The organism is Pseudomonas sp. 1L-B-1-E-C1, from assembly GCF_057291835.1.
On sequence record NZ_JBXAWN010000001.1, the window covers coordinates 410,497 to 432,772 of the forward strand.

Genomic DNA, 22,276 nt, shown 5'->3' on the forward strand with positions numbered 1-22,276 from the left:
GGTGGCAGCACCGAGAAAGAAACAAGCTCGAACAAGCGATCAGCATAAAACGACACAAGTTAAAGGTACGCTGGCACAGGATTACGTAACGGTTGTGGGTGCGTCTTACATGTCCCTTTATGAAAAGGTTCGTGGCCAGAAAGGCAACAAGATGCGCTTTATCAATCAGGGTATTCGCCAACTCACAAAATATCCAACCGGTACCCCGAACTTCACGGTCCAGCGTGTGTTTCTGATTTTCAAAAATGACTATCCGGGGAACCTGCTGGCAGCTTTGAAGGATGTTGTCGAGAATCAGCACGGAGCTCAGTATCGAGAGATGGACTCCATATCCGGTCTCGTGGATTTCATCGCAGCCCGGCAGCGCCGCGGACGCGAGATCAAACAGCTCGACTTCTTTTCACATGGAGTGGTGGGCAGTATTGAGCTGGGCTACGAACTGGATAAAAACGATAGCTACCGCCTGCGTGATGCGCAGGCGAATATGTTCAAGCCCGAAGCGTTTGCCTATGGTGCAAAAATTCATTCCTACGCTTGTCGCACAGGTTTGGGTATCGATGCCGACTTCAAGGTCAATGAAACAGAAGATCCTCATTACAAGCGCAGCCTGGCGCAGATTCTTGCTAATGCGACCCGGACCACCGTGTGGGCATTTCCAAGGCGCAGCAACTACGACACAACTTATGGTACTGCCGCAGAACGGGGATCTGTGCCGGGAATTCGTGAAAGAGACGCCGCTGATGGGCGAGCGATGCGGAATTATTTGAGTCGAAAAATCGCTTATGAACGAAAGCTGATCGAACATCGCAAGACACTCAAAGACCCAACAGCGCAACTACCTGATGAACAGGCGCCGCAGGCGCCAACGCCAACAGTCTCTGAAGAAGAGCGCAATTTGCTGGCGCACGATGACAGCCGAGCACTGTATGAACGGAAGATTGGATTTCCGCTGGATGCCTTAGGCGCACATCGTGACGTTCGATCAGGTGATACGCCGGACGGCGTACCCAAACACCTGCTTGCCTATAAGCCGCTATGACGGTCCTGAAGTTTATGGGTAAACGTCACGTCTTATGTGTCTTGTTGATTGCCATCAGCTTTGCAGGACTATTTATTTACGCCAAGGAAGCCCAGATGCCAGCCAAAGTAATGATGTATTACGGCCCGTGGAGTCCGGAAGAAAACCGTTTCGACGCCAGCCGGTGGTTCAGTTCAGGTATGTACCGCCCGCGTCTCATGGGCACTCCTCCTGAGGAGAGCCCAGTGACCATGCTGCGCAATAAGCCTGAAGGTTTGCAACATATTGATGATGATGTTCTCTTGACCGAAGCGTTATTCGCGATAGGGCGACAGTTTCCAAAGTTGGACATTGAGGACCTTGTTCTGAATACGCCGGACCTGCATCGCCAGATACGGTATGGCTACAGTTCATTTGCCGAGCCTGACAGGCCGGTCGATTCGTATTGGCTTTTCATCACCTTTGGAAACAAGACTGTTGTCGTCACGATCGATTGGGACGTGACAGAAAAGAAACTCTTGCCCCGCTCGATGGCTTCGAATCTGATCGAAAAAAGTGAGGAAGAGGCGGCATACCTGCAGGTCAGAAAAGAGCTTGATGGAACGGCTGCAGCCAAGCGCTAATCCACATTGCAATGACCCCCAGTGCTTGAAACGACAAATCCCGCCACAAAGGCGGGATTTGTATGAACCCAGCAGCTTCTTACGAAGGGAACAGCTCGGACAGTTTCATCGACAGCATCATGTCGCCTTCTACGCGCAGCTTGCCGCCCATGAACGCCTGCATGCCGTCGGTTTCGCCGCTGACGATACCTTTCAGGGTTTCGCTGTCCAGCACCAGCGTGCAGTTGGCGTCCGGGTTTTCACCTTCCTGAATGTCGCAGGTGCCGTCTTTGACGATCAGTGCGTATTGCTTGTCTTCGTCGGTGATGTTGAAACCGAAGACCAGGTCCAGACCGGCAGCGGCGGCTGGGTTGAACTTGGCTTGCATTGCTTTTACGGCATCAGCTACGGAGGTCATGGTTCGATCCTTTCTTGGTCATGGGAGCTGGGTGGTTACAGCCAGGGTCACAGTAAGCCGGACTCAGCGAAAAGTGATGAGTTCCGGGGCCTTCAGCAGTTGCAGGTGTGCGTGACTGTTGAAGGAAGCCAGGGCCACCTCGCGACCGCGAAACTTCAGTTGGTTGAGCGAGGTGTTGACGATTTGCCAATTCAGTTCAAAGGCCTGTCTGGCAGGCATTTGCGTAATCAGGTGGAGCAGGGCGGTGATAGTTCCGCCGGAGGTGAAAACGGCGATTTTCTGGTTCTTTTCCGCCAGATCGAGGATGCGGTGCAGACCGGCCTGAACCCGCTCGACGAAACCCAGCCAGCTTTCCAACCCGGGCGTGTCATACGTACCGGCGAGCCAGCGCTCGACGATCAGGGCAAAGATGCGCTGGAATTCACCGCGGTTCTGCGCGGCATTGCGCAGGATGTCGAGAGCTTCAGGCTCTTCCGGCAGCATCGCCGGGAGCAGGGCGCGGATGACTGCATCGGCGTCGAATTCGTTAAAGGCGGAATCGGTTTCAAGAACGGGAACCGGCAGGCCTCTGGCACTGAATTGTTCCAGTGCACTGGTGGCGGTGTGCTGTTGACGACGCAGCTCACCGGCAAGGCAACGATCGAAGTTGATGCCCAGATCGGCAAGATGCTGGCCGAGGATTTCTGCCTGACGAACGCCGGTTGGTGACAGAACGTCATAATCGTCTGCACCAAAGGAGGCCTGGCCATGTCGTATCAAGTAGATGCTGCCCACGTCCGCGTCATCCCGGTACGTTGAAGGTCAGGCGAGGTTATGAGGATGACGTAGAGCTGTCAATGAAAAAACATACGCTTGTTTGAAATGCCCGTTACAGGCGTGTTGCCAGAGGTTTCACGGCTGGCCGACAAGCCGGCGCATGGGTATGCTGGAGCCATTCCGCGTGTGTTACATGTTCACGCATTGCTTTGAGGAGTCTCTGTGGATTTTTTCACCGAATACGCCAGCTTTCTGGCCAAGACTGTCACTCTCGTGATTGCCATTCTGGTGGTGCTCGCCAGTTTTGCCGCGTTACGAAGCAAAGGCCGACGCAAATCGGCGGGGCAGTTGCAGGTCAGCAAGCTCAACGATTTCTACAAGGGGCTACGTGAACGCCTTGAGCAGACCCTGCTCGACAAGGATCAGCTCAAGGCATTGCGCAAGGGCGAAGCGAAAACCGAAAAAAGCGCGAAGAAGCAGATGAACAAGCCTGAGACCAAATCCCGGGTGTTCGTGCTCGACTTCGACGGCGATATCAAGGCTTCCGCCACTGAAAGCCTGCGCCATGAGATCACCGCACTGCTGACCCTGGCCACGCCGAAGGACGAAGTGGTTCTGCGTCTGGAAAGTGGCGGCGGCATGGTGCACAGCTACGGCCTGGCGTCATCACAGCTGGCGCGCATCCGCGATGCCGGCGTGCCATTGACCGTATGCATCGACAAGGTCGCGGCCAGCGGTGGTTACATGATGGCGTGCATCGGCGACAAGATCATCAGCGCGCCGTTTGCCATCCTCGGCTCGATCGGCGTGGTTGCGCAGTTGCCTAACGTCAATCGCCTGCTGAAGAAGCACGACATCGATTTCGAAGTGCTGACCGCCGGTGAATACAAACGCACTCTGACCGTGTTTGGCGAAAACACCGAAAAGGGCCGCGAGAAGTTCCAGGAAGACCTCGACATCACCCATCGATTGTTCAAGAACTTCGTCGCCCGTTATCGCCCGCAACTGGCGATCGACGAGGTCGCTACCGGTGAGGTGTGGCTTGGTATCGCTGCGCTGGAAAACCAACTGGTGGATGAGCTCAAGACCAGCGATGAATACCTGGCGCAGAAGGCCAAACAGGCAGAGGTCTATCATCTGCATTACGCCGAGCGCAAAAGCCTCCAGGAACGCATCGGCATGGCCGCCAGCGGTTCGGTGGATCGCGTGCTGTTGAGTTGGTGGAGCCGTCTGACCCAACAACGCTTCTGGTAAACACCAGGCATAAAAAAACGCCGGTCAATGACCGGCGTTTTTGTGTCCGCAATAAACCCGCAGGCTTAGCGCCGACGAAACAGCGGCAGCGGTTCGTCACTGGCGGCCTGGTAGGTCACCGAGAAGTCCTTGAGGCCTTCCAGTGCTTCGTACGGGTCTTTATCCGCGCGAATGGCGAAGGCGTCGAAACCGCAGCGATGCATGTAGAACAATTGGTCCCGCAGTACATCGCCAATCGCGCGCAGCTCGCCTTTGAAACCATAACGGTCACGCAGCAGACGGGCATTGGAGTAACTGCGGCCATCGGTGAACGCCGGGAAATTCAGCGCGATCACCTGAAAGTCACCTACGTCGTCACCGATTTCTTCGGCTTCTTCGTCGGCATCCAGCCACACACCCAAGCCGCCGTCGCGGGCCTTGAGCATGCGGCTGTGTTCGCGCCACAGCTGCAGCGGCACGATCAAGTCGTCGCAGTTGCTGATTTCGTCGATGTTGAAATCCTTCGGCAGCAGGTGCCAGGTTTCGTCGACGACTTCGTTGTTCTTAATGATTCGCTGCATAGACGCGTTCCTTGAAGAGGTCGATGCCAATACGCTGATAGGTGTCGATGAAGCGCTCGTCTTCGGTACGTTGTTCGACGTACACGTCAATCAGCTTCGAAATGACATCCGGCATGGCTTCCTGAGCGAAGGACGGGCCGAGGATCTTGCCCAGGCTCGCGTCACGGCTGGCACTGCCGCCGAGGGAGACCTGATAGAACTCTTCGCCTTTCTTGTCCACACCGAGGATGCCGATATGCCCGACGTGGTGGTGACCGCAGGCGTTCATGCAGCCGGAGATGTTCAGGTCCAGCTCGCCAATGTCGAACAGGTAGTCCAGATCGTCGAAACGGCGCTGGATCGACTCGGCAATCGGGATCGACTTGGCGTTGGCCAGCGAGCAGAAGTCACCACCGGGGCAGCAGATGATGTCGGTCAGCAGGCCGATGTTCGGTGTGGCGAAACCGCCTTCACGCAACTCACCCCACAGGGTGAACAACTGGCTCTGCTCGACATCGGCGAGAATGATGTTCTGTTCGTGAGAGGTGCGCAGTTGACCGAAGCTGTAGCGGTCGGCCAGATCGGCGACGGCATCGAGCTGCTTGTCGGTGATGTCGCCCGGCGCAACACCGGTCGGCTTCAACGACAGCGTTACAGCGACATAGCCCGGCTTCTTGTGCGCCAGGGTATTGCGGCTGCGCCAGCGGGCGAAACCCGGGTGCTCTTTGTCCAGATCAGCCAGTTGCGCGGTCTGGTTGTCGAGGGTCTTGTAGTCCGGATCGACGAAGTGCTTGGCGACGCGATGCAATTCGGCTTCGGTCAATGTGGTCTGGCCACCGCGCAGGTGCTCCATTTCAGCATCGACTTTCTGCGCGAACACTTCAGGAGTGAGTGCCTTGACGAGGATCTTGATCCGCGCCTTGTATTTGTTGTCGCGACGGCCGTAGCGGTTGTACACACGCAGAATGGCGTCGAGGTAGCTCAACAGGTCCTGCCACGGCAGGAATTCGTTGATGAACGCGCCGACCACCGGGGTACGACCCAGGCCACCGCCAACCAGTACGCGGAAGCCCAACTCGCCCTCGGCGTTGTAGACAGGTTCCAGACCGATGTCATGCACTTCGATAGCAGCGCGGTCAGAAGTCGAGCCATTGACGGCAATCTTGAACTTGCGCGGCAGGTAGGCGAATTCCGGGTGGAACGTGGTCCACTGACGGACGATCTCGCACCATGGCCGCGGATCGATCACTTCATCGGCGGCGACGCCGGCAAACTGGTCGGTGGTGACGTTGCGCAGGCAGTTGCCGCTGGTCTGGATCGCGTGCATCTGTACGGTTGCCAGTTCAGCGAGGATGTCCGGAATGTCTTCCACCGCCGGCCAGTTGAACTGCACGTTCTGTCGCGTACTGATGTGGGCGTAGCCCTTGTCGTAGTCGCGGGCGATTTTGGCCATCATGCGCACCTGGCGCGAAGTCAGTTGGCCGTAAGGTACCGCCACGCGCAGCATCGGCGCAAAGCGCTGGATGTACAGGCCATTTTGCAGGCGCAGGGGGCGGAATTCTTCTTCGCTCAGCTCACCTGCCAGATAGCGTCGGGTCTGATCACGGAACTGCTTGACGCGGTCCTCGATGATCCGCTGATCGTACTCGTCGTATACGTACATATAAGTCCTGTTCTCAGGCTTGGGCTACTCGGAAAACGCTGCGTTTTCGCTTGCTGGAGTCCGATGTTGCCTCTGCAATTCTGCGCGCACGGCCGCGCACTCCGTCACGGAGCCGGGGCAATATACCCGTTTGCAGTTATGCGCAAAAGTGATGTTTGAGTATATGTAAAGAACCAAATCGCCTAACGCTATTGGCTATCACCTAATCCACATTTGTCGTACGGACAATCATCGTCTTAACTGTGATCGAGTCTTTGTGCAATCACCGATAAAACCGACAAGAGGCGATGCAATGAGCAATCCGACCAAAGCCAGAAAAAGCGACAGCAGTGTCGATGCGTGGGCCATCCTGTTCCTGATCATTCTCGTGGTAGGAACTGCGGTATTTTGGGTCAGTCATCAGTGAACCAGGTTCCGGGCCTGTTCTCGGTACCCCGCCGATAGCGTGGACACGCGCTGATCGCCAGCGGTTTGCCGGCTGAAAGCGCGGCCTTTCTCCCAAGGCCCGGATAACTCATATCGCCAGTATCAGCGCTGCACCAGTGGCCAGGTATCAGACCCCGGCCAGATGCAGCACCAGTTTGACGATGGCAAACAGCGTCAACCCGAATACCGCAGTGAACAAAACGCCCAGAATAACGAAATGGCTGGGCTTGCCATGGGTGAAATCCCGGGCCCGATTCTTACCGCTCTGCACCCCGAACGCCGCCGCCATGACACTGTGCAGCATCTGCCAGAAGGTCGGCGGTTTGTTGTCGATTGGATCGTCCATAAATCCCTCGTCGCGCAAGTAGACCTGTACAGCATAGACAACGTGCGCGGCACACACTCGGTTACCCATCCTGCGCCGCCCATACATATGTACCGCAGGTAACGATCGCTGAGATGGTCTGCTTTTCGCTCCATTACAAGGAGTGAACATGACTATCAATCCCGCGACTTCATTAACGGCAGTGGCCGTCCCGGTAAAACCGCCGGCCACTCACAGCCTGCACGGCGACTTTCTCGAAAAAGCCGTTCCGCACTGGCTGACCGATGCGACGGCGCAACGACGCCAGGCACTCAAGGACAGCCACACCGTCCTGCCAGCCTGGTACCGGAACGCATCAGCCAGCCAGCGCCAGGCACTGGATGACAGCTTCAAGTCCAGCGTCATCGCGCAAAATCGTCTGGACAAGACCATGGCCTCGTTTCAGGACATCGAAGCCTTTGCCCGGCCATTGTTGGTCAAGGCACTGAACGATCAGTATCAAGTGCAGGTGGATGTCGACAAGACCCTGCTGTGCCTCAGGCGGCCTCTGAAAATGGGGATTTTCGGCGTTGAGTTGGCTTCGTTCGAATTGCTCAAACTTTCGATGCTCGATGCGGCTCTGCACAACTTTGAAGCGTACGAATGCCAACCCGGGGCCTACCATGAAACTTCCGGTTTCATGCTGGCGGGCAGTACGCCGGGCACCTACGAGGCGGTGACGGTCAATCTGACGGTCAGCGAGTTTCTGACGCTGTGCCGCAATCTTGATATCGGCGAGCAATATCAGACTTACCTGCAAGGTTTTTTCCACCCTGCCGATGCTGTCACAGAGGCGGCCCTGCGCGAACAATTCATCGCCAGTCAAAAAACCGCGATGCGAGCCGCCGCCGAGCAGGCGCTGCTGAAAAAGGACATCGAGCCTGCGGACTACAGGATGATCCTGCAGGTCATCAACGGCGAAATGCATCCGTGGATCGGCGACAAGCAGGTCTGGTTCCTCGACATGGGCCTGATGAAAAAAAGAATGACCGGTTGCGTGGCGTTCTCGATCTGCGAGAAGTACCACTATAGCGATGAGGTGATTCTCTATATCCCTCATGATCCCGAACATCCCCTCAAACGCTACAGCGGCTCGCAAATGGAGAGCGAGTTCAAGCGTCTGTTCACCACACGCACCGCCGCGCAGGCCACGAGCGCCGAGCCGACCGAATACCAGCGCTTCTTCAGCCAGTTCGTCCCATACAAGGAGCGCGCCTACTATTTCAGCCAATTCACCCAAAAGGCAGCGGATTCCCCCAGTGATTTCTGGCGCTCGCCATGGCGCACTATTGCTGAGACGCTGAGCTCCGGTTCTGCGTTCACCCACATCAGCGAACTGCCCCCGCCTCCGACAGCGAAGCTGGAGCCGGCACTTGATCCATATATCGCGCCGTCGACAGTCACCCGCAAGGGGCACGGCATCTGGGCTCCCAACGAAGATCTTTGGGAATACCTTTATAAACAGAACACCGCCAAGGTGCTGGCGGATGCCCGCAGCCATGCGGTACCGACCGCCGAGGTCGATGCCAGCGCTCGTGAGGCCAAGCTCGCGCATCTGATGCAGATCGGCCTGCTCGGCCTGAACATGGTGTCGATGTTTGTGCCAGTGCTGGGTGAAGTCATGATGGTGGTGATGGCTGGCCAGTTGCTCTACGAAACGCTTGAGGGCGCAGTCGAGTGGGCAGAGGGCGACCGCCGCGCAGCCAAGGATCATTTGGTCGATGTGGCCGAAAATCTGGCGCAAATCGCTGTGATGGCCGGGGTCGGCGCCGGTGTGCGCAAATTATCGGCAGCCAGGCCGGAACCGGTGATTCAAAAGTTGCAACCGGTGCTGTTGCCCAACGGTGAAACCCGTCTCTGGAAACCCGAACTCGACGCCTACGAATCCACAATTGCACTGGACACCCGCGCCGTCCCCAACGAATCGGGGCAGCACGTGATCGATGGAAAGACCTTTATCCGCCAGAACGGCCGCGTTTATGAGCAGTTCTTCGATGAGGCGCTGGGCAAATGGCGGATCAGGCACCCGAGTGATGCAACGGCCTATCAACCGATTCTCGAAAGCAATGGCCGCGGTGCCTGGCGGCATACACTGGAACGCCCGCTGGAGTGGGATCGTCTGACCCTGTTGCGGCGCATGGGCCATGTCACCGAAGGCTTTACCGACGAGGAGCTGATCAGGATTGCCGATGTCAGCGGCGTCAGTGACAACGCGTTGCGCAAAATGCACGTCGATCTTGCAGTGCCGCCCCCGGAGCTGACGGATGCCATGCGTCTGTTCAAGGCCGACAGGGAAGTGGGGCAGGTCATCGAGCAACTGCGCGGAACGCGGCCGATCGACGAGGCGTATCTGTATGCGTTGCCGTTGATGACCGAGATGCCGTACTGGCCCAGGGATCGAATGGTGGAAGCGTTCGAGGGGCCGCAGTTGTCCGGCGCATCGGTTATGTACGGTGCTGGACGACTGCCCCGCGGTACCGTTGCCAAGGCACCGATCCGGTTGACCCGCTCGCAGATTCTGAACGGTGAACTGACCACTCGCATTGTGGCCGGGCTCGATGAGTCCGAGTTTCCACAATTATTTCGCGGAAGAGGTGCGCCAGCTCCTGCTGACAGAGCGCAGCAGCTCGGCGAGCAGATCGCGGAGTACGCCCGTAGTCGTCAGTCAGCGCTGTTCGACAGTCTGTATCAAGGGACGTCGCCCGCCGATGCCCGGGTCAGTCTGTTGCAGCGAGCCTGTCCGGGACTCAGCGAAGCGGCAGCGCAAGAGGTTCTCGATCATGCCCGGGCGGATGACCTGGATCGGCTTGCTTCGACCCGTCGCGTGCCCTTGCGCATGCTGGAGGAGGCGCGCTGGTACGCACGCGAAGGACGACAGACCCGAGCCTTTGCGGGGTTGCGCAGTGACAACATCGCGTCGGCTGACAGTCGCCGCCTGGCATTGCAGGTGTTGAAAGGTTTGCCAGGATGGTCGGACACGCTGCGTCTGGAGGTGCGCGAGGGCAGTACCACGGGCGCTTTACTCGACAGCATCGGTGACGAGTCTGCGGTGGATAAGCGGTATCTGGTCAAAAAGGGTCCGCAATTTCAGGCATTCAATGACCGGGGCGAGGAGCTCAACAGCCTGTCCAGAGAGGGGGACAATTTCTACGCCTCGATCATGCACGCTTTACCCGATGGTTCCCGCCGCAGCCTGGGCCTGCCGAATGTCGGTCAAAGCGTCGATCTGCAGAACACTATCATCGAACAGGCCAACCGATATCGCGGCGACGTACTCGCGCTGCTGGAACCGCAGGCCGGGTTGTTCAAGCCACCGGCGCGGATCAATGCCACGCAGGTCGGCTACCACGCCAGCGGACGCGGCCAGGCGTTCAACCCGCAACTCACGGCGAAGGTGCGCGATGTCTACCCGGATCTGAACGATACCCTCGCCAACGGCTTCATCCTCCAACATTTGCGGGCCGGCAAATCGGAGCGGGATATCTTCAGCCAGTTACTGCGCAGCCAACAGGAATGGGAACGCTTGAAGGCGACGCTCAAAGCCTGGGTAGGGCCTGAAGAGGCGTCAGCCAGGGATGTGTTTGGTCGACCGGGTCCGGAAACGGCGCAGCAACTGAGGAAAAACACCATGCGCGCGTTGAAAAGGAGTTGGCGTTCCGCACCGCTGGCCACGGAAGTGCCGGAGCGGGCCCGCCTCGAGATTGACTGCAATGATCCATTGCCGACGCTTGCTGCGGATTTCAGCCACGTACGTGAATTGTCCATATACGGACACGGCCTGTCGGATGCCAATGCCGATAATTTTCTGGCCCGGTTTCCGAGACTGGAGAAACTCGCGATTGGCTCGCGCAGCCAGCTCTACAGTGCCTTGAGGAACCGTGGACAGGAGCTGACAAACCTGCCCCGCTCGGTGAGCTCGATGGCATCGCTCAGAAGCCTGAGTTATTCCTCCAATACCCTGTCTTTTCCTCTCGGTTTTGCCCAGCGCTTGCGAACGCTTACTGGGCTCGAGGCGCTTGAAATAGAAAGCTTCGGTTTCGACACGATGATTCCTGAGCACGTCCTGGCGCCGCTGGTGAACCTGAAAAAACTGACCATCAGGGCGCCTTCCCTGACGCAATGGCCAATGGAAACGCTTGAAATGCCGCAACTGGAACGTCTGGACCTGCGGAGCACCTCGATTGCGTCCATTCCCGAGGCGTTTTATACAGGACATGCCAAACAGTGGGCGGGGCTGTCGCTGAACTGGCGAAATATCGCTTATGAAGATTTCAAGCGTGCCTGCGACTACGTCAAAGCCCAGGAGGCGACGCTGGGTCACCTGGTGGATCTGAATCAGATCGTGCGCAGTTACGTTCAGGACGAAATGGACTTTCTGTTGGGTGTGCGGAGCTATTTCCACGATCTTCCCGAGAAGCTGCTCAGCCTCGATTTAGAGACTGTTCAGGCACTGAGTGTCGAGTATGCCGGCATTTTCGGTCAGTTCCATGAACCCACGCAGGCGTCCGGATTGCGAACGGTCAGGCTGCTGGATCGCTGGACCGAAGTGCCTGATTCCACTGTGCTGAACGCCCTGCGCAAGGCGTGGGGCGACGGTGTGTACCAACGTTACGACTTGCCGATCGAAACAACGCTATTTGAACTGCCACCGCGTGATGCGTTCCTGGTTCTGCACGGTGACCCGCAGTACACCACGCTTCCGGAACTGCCTGCCGGCTCGTTTCCTCACGTGAAGGCCGTGCGATTGAACCGGTTGGCAGCGCCTGCCGCGCAGATCCGCGGCTTCGTCCGCGCCTTCAGCGAAGCCGCAAGTCTGGAAATCACCGATGCCGGTTTGACTGAGTTGCCGGTATCGTCAGCCGACCTGCCTGGATTGACCCGGCTGGATCTGTCCGGCAACGACATCGTCGTAACGCCAGCAGTACAGAGTCAGTTCAATGGTTTGACGAACCTCGAATATCTCAATGTCAGCAATAACCGATTGGACACGCTGGACCTCAGTGTGCTGACAAACCTCAAGGCCGTGAACCTGAGAGCTTCCCGGCTCAAGGCATGGCCAGCGGGGGCCGAAAGCACGGCCGGACTGAACTGGATCGACCTGCGCGACAATGCGATGCCGGACCTTCCGGTGGCAGTGCTCTCTCACGAAGATGCATTGATGAGAGCCAACCTGATCGGCAACGACTTCAGTCCCGCCGGCAAGGCAGACCTGGACGCCGCATTGCTACGGATTGAAACTGCCAAAGGCTTGCCTGCCGGGGTTTTGCGGCGCTTCGCGCAGGAGCCTGTACCGGATATTTTTCCCCCAGCCGAGACGGGCTGGGACGTCGCCGCGAATTTGCTGCCGCTGCCCCGACAATCAGCAACAACTGAAGGCGCAGCCGGCTTCGAAAGCCGGTTACGCGACCTCGATTCGCTCATAAGTCCGTATCAGGCCAGGCAGTATTTTTCGCGCTTGCGCAGCGAAGGCCTGACCGACGTGCAGATAGAAGGGCGGCTCAATGACCTGCACCAGACCGGCGCAATGCTGGTTCGCCAGCTGAACGGCTGGCTCTACATCCGCGAGATCCAGGCACCCAGAATGCTGATCTCGGCACAAAGTCGCGGCAGCGCGGCAGCGCTGATCTATCGATGCTGGCAGGACAACTTGCTGGGTTCGGGATCGGATTCCGGGCGATTACTGGATTTCATGCGGCTGGAGACGGGCGACTTGCCGGATCTGCCTACCACACTCCCCGGGGTAGAGCGGCTGACATTGACCGGTGCACGGATCACCGCGCAAGGCTCCAATGGTTTTCTGAGTGCGTTTCCTGACCTCGACACGCTGCTGCTCGACGGCAATGAGCTGGTCGCGCTGCCGGACGCTGTGACGCGCATGGCCCGGCTTGAGCGGCTGCAGCTCAATGGCAATCGCTTTTCTGACCCGCAAACCCTGTACGCGTTGCGGGGGGATCGATTGCGCTGGCTGGACATGAGCAATAACCAGCTGGAGGAATTTGATGTCAGCGGGTTCAACCGCCTTGAGAGTCTGAGTCTGGCTTACAACGGTCTCTACCACTTTCCTTCCGGGGCTGTGGAACTGGAGCATCTGCACACGCTGGATCTCAGAGGCAATAGTCTTCAGTCCTTCCCTGACAGGCTGCTGGAGCCCAGCCGTGAAACCCTGGTTCGCGGCACGCTGCTGGACGAGAACAGGTCACTGTCTCTCTACAGTCTTGAGCAAATGCGCGATTACAGCATTGCCCACGGCGATGCCGATGTCATGGGCATCTCGCACAGTGAACTGACTCTGCGCATTTCGGCGCTCAGCCGTCGAGCGGAGAGTGAATCCGGCTCCGGCTCTGGCTCTGGCTCCGATTCGGATTGGGACTCCGACGGTGATGATGGAGCAGAACATATTGACGTTCATGCCGATGTGGAGGATCTGGAGAACATTGAAAACCCCACCCAGTACGTGGCGCAGAACGCGCTTGATCCGTGGCTTGCCGATACCCGAGTCGATTTGCGCGCAGAGCGCGCCGTGCTCTGGCGGCAACTGGCCGGGGAGGAAGGTCATGAGGCGTACTTCCACTTGATCTGGACGTTGCGAAACACCACCGATTTCAAGCTTTCCCGTGCACACCTCAGTTTCCGCCTGTGGGGCATCATGGAGGCCGCCGCGCAGAACACTGAATTGCGCCAGATGCTATTTGTCGACGCACAAACACATACGACCTGTGGCGACGGCCGCATCCTGGCTTTCAGTGAGATGGAAACCCGGGTTTACGAATTCAATGCGTTGCGTGAAATTCCGCGCCAGTCTGTGGATCAGCGCGGCAGGGCGTTGCTGGACCTGTCGCGGCAAATGTTCCGCCTCGAACAAATCGATCACTTGGCGGAGGCTGCCGGCAGCCACCAGGATCGAGCGGAGATTCGCCTGCAATACCGGATCGGCATGACCACTGGCTGGCCAGACGGACTGGAGTTGCCCGGGCAACCGGAGCACATGCTGTACGGAGCACCGATTCGCGGGCAGGCGTTGATCGACGCGCGCAACACCGTGCTCGCGGCGGAGGCGTCCGATGACTTCCTTCGGGATCTGATCGCGCGCGACTACTGGGCTCGCTATCTGGCCGAACGCTACCCCGAGGTGTTCGAGGAACTCGAGCGAGAGGCGACGAATCGGCATGGCAAGGTCGAGGACGCGCATCCAGACTGGCAAAGCGATGCACAGCTCACCGAGCAATACAAAACCGCCATGAATCTGTTGGAGATAGAACGGGCTACCGCGCGTAACGAGAAAATGATCGAGTTGACTCGCTCAGAGATGGACCGGCTGTCGACCCTCGGCGGACAAGCGCCGCGACCTGCTTCGCCGCAGCCGGGGCCGTCGCGTCGACCGTGATCGAGTAATCAGTGGGGCATGGGCGCACGACCCGTCCATGCCCCAGCGGATCTCAGTTGTCGTAACCCAGATTCGGCGCCAGCCAGCGCTCGGTCACGCTCAGCTCCTGGCCTTTGCGCGACGTGTAGCTCTGCACCTGGTCCTTGTCGATCTTGCCCACGGCAAAGTACTGCGCCTGCGGATGGGCGAAGTACCAGCCACTGACTGCAGCAGCGGGGAACATCGCGTAGTGCTCGGTGAGGAACACGCCGCTGCGGCCGGCACGCATTTCGGCCGCTTCCGGGTCCAGCAGGGTGAACAGCGCGGCTTTCTCGGTGTGATCCGGGCAGGCCGGGTAGCCGGGAGCGGGACGGATGCCGCGGTATTGCTCTTTGATCAGCGCATCGTTATCGAGGGTTTCGTCCTTGGCATAACCCCAGTGCTCTTTGCGCACTTGCTGGTGCAGCCATTCGGCGCAGGCCTCGGCCAAGCGGTCGGCGAGAGCCTTGACCATGATCGAGTTGTAGTCGTCGCCAGCGTCCTGATAGGCCTTGGCCACTTCTTCGGCGCCGATGCCGGCAGTGGTAATGAAACCGCCGACGTAGTCAGTGACTTCGCTGTCCTTCGGCGCAACGAAGTCGGCGAGGCAGAAGTTCGGTTTGCCGTCGGTTTTGATGATCTGCTGACGCAGGTGATGCAGCTTGGCCAACGGCTTGCCGTTATCGTCGTACAGCTCGATGTCGTCTTCGTTGACCTGATTCGCTGGCCAGAAACCGAACACGGCACGGGCGCTGATCAGTTTTTCGTCGATCAGCTTGGCGAGCATTTCCTGCGCATCTTTGTACAACGCGGTGGCGGCTTCACCGACCACTTCGTCTTCAAGGATGCGCGGGAACTTGCCAGCCAGGTCCCAAGAGATGAAAAACGGCGTCCAGTCGATGTATTCGGCCAGCACCTTCAAATCGATGTTGTCGAGCACCTTGCTGCCGGTGAACGTCGGTTTCACTGGCTCGTAGTTACTCCAGTCGAATTGCGGCTTCTTGGCGATGGCGGCGGCGTAGCTCAGGCGTTCGGTGCGGGCGCTGCGATTGGAAGTGCGCTCGCGCACGTCGATGTATTCCAGACGGGTCTTCTCGACGAAACCGGCTTTCAATTCCTTGGACAGCAACTGCGTCGCCACACCCACGGCGCGCGAGGCGTCGGTCACGTAGACCACCGCATCGTTGCTGTACTTGGGCTCGATCTTCACCGCCGTGTGCGCTTTGGAGGTGGTCGCGCCACCGATCATCAGCGGCAGGTGAAAATCCTGACGCTGCATTTCACGGGCAACGTGAACCATTTCGTCCAGCGACGGGGTGATCAGGCCGGAGAGGCCGATGATGTCGCATTTCTGTTCTTTGGCCACCTGCAGGATCTTCTCGGCCGGGACCATCACGCCGAGGTCGACGATGTCATAGCCGTTGCAGCCGAGCACCACGCCAACAATGTTCTTGCCGATGTCGTGCACATCGCCTTTCACCGTGGCCATGAGGATCTTGCCCTTGGCTTCCGGCTTGTCGCCTTTTTCCAGTTCGATGAACGGGATCAAGTGCGCCACGGCCTGCTTCATCACCCGCGCGGATTTCACCACTTGCGGGAGGAACATTTTGCCGGCGCCGAACAGGTCGCCGACGATGTTCATGCCGGACATCAACGGGCCTTCGATCACTTCGATCGGCCGCGCAAACGACTGCCGGGATTCTTCGGTGTCTTCGACGATATGCGTAGTGATGCCCTTGACCAGCGCGTGTTCCAGACGCTTGTTGACGTCCCAGTTGCGCCACTCTTCGGTCTCGGCTTCCTTGACGCTGCCATCGCCCTTGTACTTGTCGGCGATGGCGAGGAGGGCGTCGGTGCCGTCCGGGGTGCGGTTGAGAATGACGTCTTCAACAGCGTCGCGCAGCTCCACCGGGATCTGATCGTAGATCTCCAGCTGGCCGGCGTTGACGATGCCCATGGTCAGCCCGGCGCGGATTGCGTAGAGCAGGAACACCGAGTGAATCGCCTCACGCACCGGGTTGTTGCCACGGAACGAGAACGACACGTTCGACACACCGCCGGAGCTCAGCGCATATGGCAGCTCGTCGCGGATGTAGGCGCAGGCGTTGATGAAGTCGACGGCGTAGTTGTTGTGTTCTTCGATGCCGGTGGCGACGGCGAAGATGTTCGGGTCGAAGATGATGTCTTCCGGCGGGAAGCCGACTTCATTGACCAGAATGTCGTAGGAGCGTTTGCAGATTTCTTTCTTGCGCGCTTCGGTGTCGGCCTGGCCCGCTTCGTCGAAGGCCATCACCACCACCGCGGCGCCGTAGCGCTTGCACAGCTTGGCGTGATGGATGAACTGCTCGACGCCTTCTTTCATGCTGATCGAGTTGACGATGCCTTTGCCCTGAATGCACTTGAGGCCGGCTTCGATGACTTCCCATTTCGACGAGTCGATCATGATCGGCACGCGCGAGATATCCGGTTCGCCGGCGATCAGATTGAGGAAGGTGACCATGGCCTTCTTCGAATCGAGCATGCCCTCGTCCATGTTGATGTCGATGATCTGCGCGCCGGCCTCGACCTGCTGCAGAGCGACTTCGAGGGCTTCGGTGTAGTTGTCTTCGCGGATCAGGCGGGCGAATTTTGCCGAACCGGTGATGTTGGTGCGCTCGCCGACGTTGACGAACAGCGAGCTGCGATCGATGGTGAACGGCTCCAGACCAGAAAGGCGGCAGGCCTTGGGAATGTCCGGAATCTGTCGCGGCGCATAACCGGCCACGGCTTTGGCGATGGCTTCGATGTGCCCCGGGGTGGTGCCGCAGCAGCCGCCGACGATGTTGAGGAAGCCGCTCTGGGCAAACTCTTCGATGACTTTCGCGGTTTGCGATGGCAGTTCGTCGTACTCGCCGAATTCGTTCGGCAGGCCGGCGTTCGGGTGCGCGGACACGTGGGTGCTGGCCTTGTTCGACAGCTCTTCCAGGTACGGGCGCAGCTCGCTGGCACCGAGGGCGCAGTTCAGACCTACGGAAATCGGCTTGGCGTGGGCCACCGAGTTCCAGAATGCTTCGGTGGTCTGGCCGGACAAGGTACGGCCGGAGGCGTCGGTGATCGTGCCGGAAATCATGATCGGCAGTTCTATGTGCAGTTCTTCGAACACACCTTGTACGGCGAAGATCGCCGCTTTGGCGTTGAGGGTGTCGAAGATCGTCTCGATCAGGATCAGGTCGGCGCCGCCCTCGATCAGGCCCTTGGTGGCTTCGGTGTAGTTTTCCACCAGCTCATCGAAGGTGACGTTGCGGTAGCCGGGGTTGTTGACGTCGGGCGACAGCGAGCAGGTGCGGCTGGTCGGGCCGAGCACGCCGGCCACGAAGCGCGGCTTGGCCGGGTTCTCGGCGGTCTTGGCGTCGGCAATCTTGCGCGCCAGACGTGCGCCTTCTACGTTTAACTCGTACGCCAGCTCTTCCATGCCGTAATCGGCCATGGAAATGCGCGTGGCGTTGAAGGTGTTGGTTTCGAGAATGTCGGCGCCGGCGTCCAGATAGGCTTTTTCGATGCCGCCGATCACGTCCGGACGGGTGATAACCAGCAGGTCGTTGTTGCCCTTGACGTCACTCGGCCAGTCCGCGAAGCGCTTGCCGCGATAATCCTGTTCTTCGAGCTTGTAGCTCTGGATCATCGTGCCCATCCCGCCGTCGAGAATCAGGATGCGCTCTTTGAGGGCTTGCTTGAGAGCTTGAAGGCGGACGCTGCGATCGGACATGTGGACTACTCGAAAAGACCATTACGAAGGAGCGGGATCATAGCAAACCTGTGCGCTTTTAGAGCATGTGCCGCTTTTGCATGAATATCGCTCATGTTGGTACGAGCGTCATAACGGTAGAATCGCAGCCTTTTTTTACCATCGGGATCAGCAGCATGCCGTACCGCGTCATCAGTTTATTGTTGCTGGTCCTGAGCGGGAGCGTCGCGGCGCAAGATCCCGCTGTTTCTTCTTCTATCTCCTACAGCCGGGATATCCAGCCGATCTTCACCGAGAAATGCGTGGCCTGCCATGCCTGTTACGACTCGGCGTGCCAGCTCAACCTGGGCAGTGGCGAAGGCGCCGCCCGTGGCGCGAGCAAAATGCCGGTGTATGACGGCGAACGCACCCGGGCCGCGCCGACCACGCGTTTGTTTTACGACGCGTTCGGCAAACGTGCGTGGCAGCAGAAGGATTTCTACTCGGTGCTCGACGCCCAAGGCAGTCAGGCCGCGCTGATGGCGCGCATGCTCGAACTGGGCCACAAGACCCCGCTGACGCCGAACGCCAAGCTTCCCGAAGACATTGTCCTGGGGCTCAACCGCAGCAACCTGTGTCCGATGCCTGGCGAATTTGACGCTTACGCCGGAGCGCACCCGAAGGAGGGCATGCCGCTGGCCGTCACCGGCCTGACCGATCAGCAGTACCAGACCTTGCAGCGCTGGCTGGCGTCTGGCGCGCCGATTGACGAGCAGAGCTTGGCGCCGAGTGCGCAAGAGGCGCTGCAGATCGCGCAGTGGGAAAACCTGCTCAACGCCCCCGGCGCGCGGCAAAGTCTGGTCGGGCGCTGGCTGTTCGAACACTGGTATCTGGCGCACATCTACTTCAAGGGCGGCGAGCCGGGGCATTATTTCCAGTGGGTGCGTTCGCGTACGCCGAGTGGGCAGCCGATCGATCTGATCGCCACCCGCCGCCCCAACGACGACCCGGGCACGCAGGTGTATTACCGCTTGTGGCCGGTGCAGGGAGTGATCGTGCACAAGACGCACATCACTTATCCGCTGAGCGCGGCGAAAATGGCCCGGATCAAAAGCCTGTTCTACAACGGTAACTGGCAGGTCAACGCGCTGCCGGGCTACGGGCCACAGAGCCGCGCCAATCCATTTGCCACTTTCGAGGCCATTCCGGCGCAAGCGCGCTATCAGTTCATGCTCGATAACGCCGAATACTTCGTCCGTACTTTCATTCGCGGACCGGTTTGTCGTGGGCAAATTGCGACCGACGTGATCCGCGACAACTTCTGGGCGCTGTTCCAGGCGCCGGAACATGACCTCTATATCACCGATCCGAACTACCGCGGCCAGGCCACGCCGCTGCTGGCGATGCCGGGGCAGAACGACGACGTCGGCAGCGTGCTGAGCCTGTGGCGCGACTACCGCGACAAGCGCAACGAATACGAAGCCCTGCGCCGCGACAGCTACGCCGATCTGCCGGCACCGAGCTGGTCGACCCTGTGGGCCGGCAACGACAACGCCTTGCTGAGCATTTTCCGCCACTTCGACAGCGCTTCCGTGACCAAAGGTCTGATAGGTGAGGTGCCACAGACGATGTGGCTGTTCGACTATCCGCTGCTGGAACGCACCTATTACCAGCTCGCGGTCAACTTCGACGTGTTCGGCAACGTCTCCCATCAGGCGCAGACCCGTTTGTATTTCGACCTCATCCGCAACGGCGCCGAGCAGAACTTCCTGCGCCTGATGCCCGCCGATTCTCGCGAGGACTACCTCAATGATTGGTACCAGGATGGCGGCCAGTTCAAGATGTGGCTCGATTACGAGGCGATCGACGACGACAAACCGACCGCACTGAAACTCGACGAAAAAGACCCGAAACGCGATTTTGCCCAGCAGTTGCTTGCGCGCTACGGCGATCTGAATGCGCGGCCGGATCCGATCAATCGCTGTGACGGTGCTTATTGCTCGCGGCCGAACATCGATCCGGCGTTACAGAACGCCGAGCAGGCCTTGAGCCGTCTGGCCTCGCGCCCGGCAGCCGGGCTGAAAGTCATCGAGCAAATGCCCGAAGCGACCTTGCTGCGCGTCGAAACCGCCAGCGGCAAGCGCGAGGTCTACAGCGTGCTGCGCAACCGCGCCCATAGCAACGTGGCATTTTTGCTCGGTGAATCGCATCGTTATCAGCCGGGGCTCGACACCCTCACCATCTATCCGGGCGTACTCACCAGCTATCCGAACTTCATGTTCAATGTGCCGGCCGAACAGGTTCCGGCGTTTGTCGATGCCATGGAAAACGCCAAGGATGCCAATCGGTTCGAAAAGATCGTCGAGCGCTGGGGCATTCGGCGCAGTCATCCGCAGTTCTGGCTGTATTTCCACGATCTGAGCCAGTACATCCATGAAACCGACTCGGTGGAAGAGGGCGTGCTGGATATGAACCGGTACGAGAATCTTTGAGTATTCGCAGGCGTGTGCCCGAGATTCTTTCCCGACAAAAATACTAGGACTTTGTCAGCCGCGCCGATTGGCGTAAACTGCGCCCAAGCCTGCGAGGAGTTTCCATGACCGCCATTACTATTACCGACGCCGCCCATGATTACCTGGCCGATCTGCTTTCCAAGCAGAACACCCCGGGCATCGGCATCCGCGTCTTTATCACCCAGCCTGGCACCCAGTACGCCGAAACCTGCATTGCCTACTGCAAGCCGGGGGAAGAAAAACCCGAAGATACGGCGCTGGGGCTGAAAAGCTTCACCGCGTACATCGATTCGTTCAGCGAAGCGTTTCTCGATGACGCCGTTGTCGACTACGCTACCGATCGCATGGGTGGTCAGTTGACCATCAAGGCGCCCAACGCCAAAGTGCCGATGGTCAATGCCGACAGCCCGGTCAACGAGCGTATCAATTACTACCTGCAAACCGAGATCAACCCGGGGCTGGCCAGCCACGGCGGCCAGGTCAGCCTGATCGATGTGGTTGAAGACGGCATCGCCGTTCTGCAATTCGGCGGCGGTTGCCAGGGCTGCGGCCAGGCGGACGTCACGCTGAAGGAAGGCATCGAGCGCACCTTGCTCGAGCGTATCCCGGAGCTCAAAGGCGTCCGCGACGTCACCGACCACACGCAGAAAGAAAACGCCTACTACTAAGGTGTTCACTGCGAACATGAAAAACGGCGCCCCGTGAGCGCCGTTTTTTTATGGGCAACATTTGCCGACCCTATTCGCGAGCAGGCTCGCTCCCACAATTGAATGTAATTCCATGTGGGAGCGAGCCTGCTCGCGAAAGCGTTTTCAAGGGCGGTAAAGATGCGCATGCCCGGCGCGATACAGCGATGATTCGCTGAACACCTCGCTACCCAATACCCGCCCGACCAGAATCAGCGCCGTGCGCCGAAAGCCCTTGGCCTCGACCTTCCCGGCAATGTCCGCCAGCGTCCCCACCACCCAATCCTGGTCCGGCCACGTCGCCCGGTGAATCACCGCGATCGGGCAATCCGCGCCGTAATGCGGCAGCAGTTCAACCAGTATCTTTTCCAGATGATTGACCCCCAGATGAATGGCCATGGTCGCGCCATGTTGCGCCAGGCTGGTCAGTTCTTCGCCGGCGGGCATCGGGGTCTTGTCGGCGTAACGGGTCAGAATCACACTTTGCGAGATGTCTGGCAGGGTGAGTTCAGCACCGAGCAGCGCTGCGCATGCCGCTGTAGCAGTGACGCCAGGGATTATCTCGAAAGGAATGCTCAGCTCACGCAAATAGCGGATCTGCTCGCCAATCGCTCCGTACAGACCCGGATCGCCGGAATGCACGCGCGCGACATTCTGGCCTTTGGCATGGGCTGTCTTGATCACATCGATGATCTGTTCCAGATGCAGTTCAGCGCTATTGACCACGGTTTCAGCCTGGTGACCTTCCAGCACTGCTGCCGGCACCAGCGAACCGGCGTAGATAATCACCGGGCAGGTGCGGATCAGGCGCTGGCCTTTGACAGTGATCAGTTCCGGGTCGCCGGGGCCGGCGCCGATGAAGTAGACGGTCATCGTTGAATCCTTGGTAAGAAGCGCAGCCGCACTGCAGATGAAGCGTGCTCATGATCGCA

The 22,276-nt window shown here is 58.8% G+C and carries 13 protein-coding genes; 6 read left to right on the plus strand and 7 right to left on the minus strand.

Going from position 1 to position 22,276, the window contains the following annotated elements; all coding sequences use genetic code 11:
- Window position 1 precedes the first annotated feature (1 nt).
- Window positions 2-1,039 carry a hypothetical protein gene (locus AC0Z4S_RS01720; protein ID WP_485621804.1) on the plus strand — a complete coding sequence of 346 codons (1,038 nt, stop codon included), beginning with the start codon at window positions 2-4 and terminating at the stop codon, window positions 1,037-1,039.
- Between the two features lie 14 nt (window positions 1,040-1,053).
- On the plus strand, window positions 1,054-1,641 hold the full coding sequence (locus tag AC0Z4S_RS01725) for a hypothetical protein (protein ID WP_485621805.1): 588 nt from the start codon (window positions 1,054-1,056) through the stop codon (window positions 1,639-1,641).
- Window positions 1,642-1,720: 79 nt separating this feature from the next.
- Here AC0Z4S_RS01725 and AC0Z4S_RS01730 read toward each other — a convergent pair whose 3' ends face one another.
- Both AC0Z4S_RS01730 and AC0Z4S_RS01735 read right to left on the minus strand, forming a co-directional pair.
- On the minus strand, window positions 1,721-2,038 hold the full coding sequence (locus AC0Z4S_RS01730; protein ID WP_042610331.1) for an SCP2 sterol-binding domain-containing protein: 318 nt from the start codon (window positions 2,036-2,038) through the stop codon (window positions 1,721-1,723).
- A gap of 63 nt (window positions 2,039-2,101) precedes the next feature.
- Complete coding sequence (locus tag AC0Z4S_RS01735) at window positions 2,102-2,812, minus strand: histidine phosphatase family protein (RefSeq protein WP_253501227.1); 711 nt, start codon at window positions 2,810-2,812, stop codon at window positions 2,102-2,104.
- A 204-nt stretch (window positions 2,813-3,016) separates the two neighbouring features.
- On the opposite strand from AC0Z4S_RS01735, the gene sohB reads away from it, so the two are divergent.
- Window positions 3,017-4,048 carry a protease SohB gene (gene sohB, locus AC0Z4S_RS01740; protein ID WP_485621806.1) on the plus strand — a complete coding sequence of 344 codons (1,032 nt, stop codon included), beginning with the start codon at window positions 3,017-3,019 and terminating at the stop codon, window positions 4,046-4,048.
- Between the two features lie 65 nt (window positions 4,049-4,113).
- On the opposite strand, the gene AC0Z4S_RS01745 is transcribed toward sohB, so the two are convergent.
- The 3 genes from AC0Z4S_RS01745 to AC0Z4S_RS01755 all read right to left on the minus strand — a co-directional run bounded on the left by AC0Z4S_RS01745 (window position 4,114) and on the right by AC0Z4S_RS01755 (window position 7,022).
- Entirely contained in the window at window positions 4,114-4,608 is a 495-nt protein-coding gene (locus AC0Z4S_RS01745; protein WP_253501233.1) for a DUF934 domain-containing protein, read from the minus strand.
- Window positions 4,592-6,250, minus strand: coding sequence for a nitrite/sulfite reductase (locus AC0Z4S_RS01750; RefSeq protein ID WP_485621807.1), 1,659 nt, complete (start codon window positions 6,248-6,250; stop codon window positions 4,592-4,594). The genes AC0Z4S_RS01745 and AC0Z4S_RS01750 overlap by 17 nt, the downstream gene beginning before the upstream one ends.
- 553 nt (window positions 6,251-6,803) lie before the next feature.
- The gene (locus tag AC0Z4S_RS01755) at window positions 6,804-7,022 is read right to left on the minus strand and encodes a DUF2970 domain-containing protein (protein ID WP_253501241.1); all 219 of its coding nucleotides are present in this window, start codon (window positions 7,020-7,022) and stop codon (window positions 6,804-6,806) included.
- A 148-nt stretch (window positions 7,023-7,170) separates the two neighbouring features.
- On the opposite strand from AC0Z4S_RS01755, the gene AC0Z4S_RS01760 reads away from it, so the two are divergent.
- The gene (locus AC0Z4S_RS01760) at window positions 7,171-14,424 is read left to right on the plus strand and encodes an NEL-type E3 ubiquitin ligase domain-containing protein (RefSeq protein WP_485621808.1); all 7,254 of its coding nucleotides are present in this window, start codon (window positions 7,171-7,173) and stop codon (window positions 14,422-14,424) included.
- Window positions 14,425-14,476: 52 nt separating this feature from the next.
- On the opposite strand, the gene metH is transcribed toward AC0Z4S_RS01760, so the two are convergent.
- Window positions 14,477-18,187 carry a methionine synthase gene (gene metH, locus AC0Z4S_RS01765; protein WP_485621809.1) on the minus strand — a complete coding sequence of 1,237 codons (3,711 nt, stop codon included), beginning with the start codon at window positions 18,185-18,187 and terminating at the stop codon, window positions 14,477-14,479.
- 155 nt (window positions 18,188-18,342) lie between these two features.
- On the opposite strand from metH, the gene AC0Z4S_RS01770 reads away from it, so the two are divergent.
- Both AC0Z4S_RS01770 and nfuA read left to right on the plus strand, forming a co-directional pair.
- Entirely contained in the window at window positions 18,343-20,637 is a 2,295-nt protein-coding gene (locus AC0Z4S_RS01770; protein WP_485621810.1) for a fatty acid cis/trans isomerase, read from the plus strand.
- 104 nt (window positions 20,638-20,741) lie between these two features.
- Window positions 20,742-21,326: a Fe-S biogenesis protein NfuA gene (gene nfuA, locus AC0Z4S_RS01775; RefSeq protein ID WP_003225494.1), complete on the plus strand. Its 585-nt coding sequence runs from the start codon at window positions 20,742-20,744 to the stop codon at window positions 21,324-21,326.
- 144 nt (window positions 21,327-21,470) lie between these two features.
- Here the strand turns inward: nfuA and cobM are convergent, their stop codons facing one another.
- Window positions 21,471-22,217, minus strand: coding sequence for a precorrin-4 C(11)-methyltransferase (gene cobM / locus AC0Z4S_RS01780; protein WP_485621811.1), 747 nt, complete (start codon window positions 22,215-22,217; stop codon window positions 21,471-21,473).
- Between the last annotated feature and the right edge of the window lie 59 nt (window positions 22,218-22,276).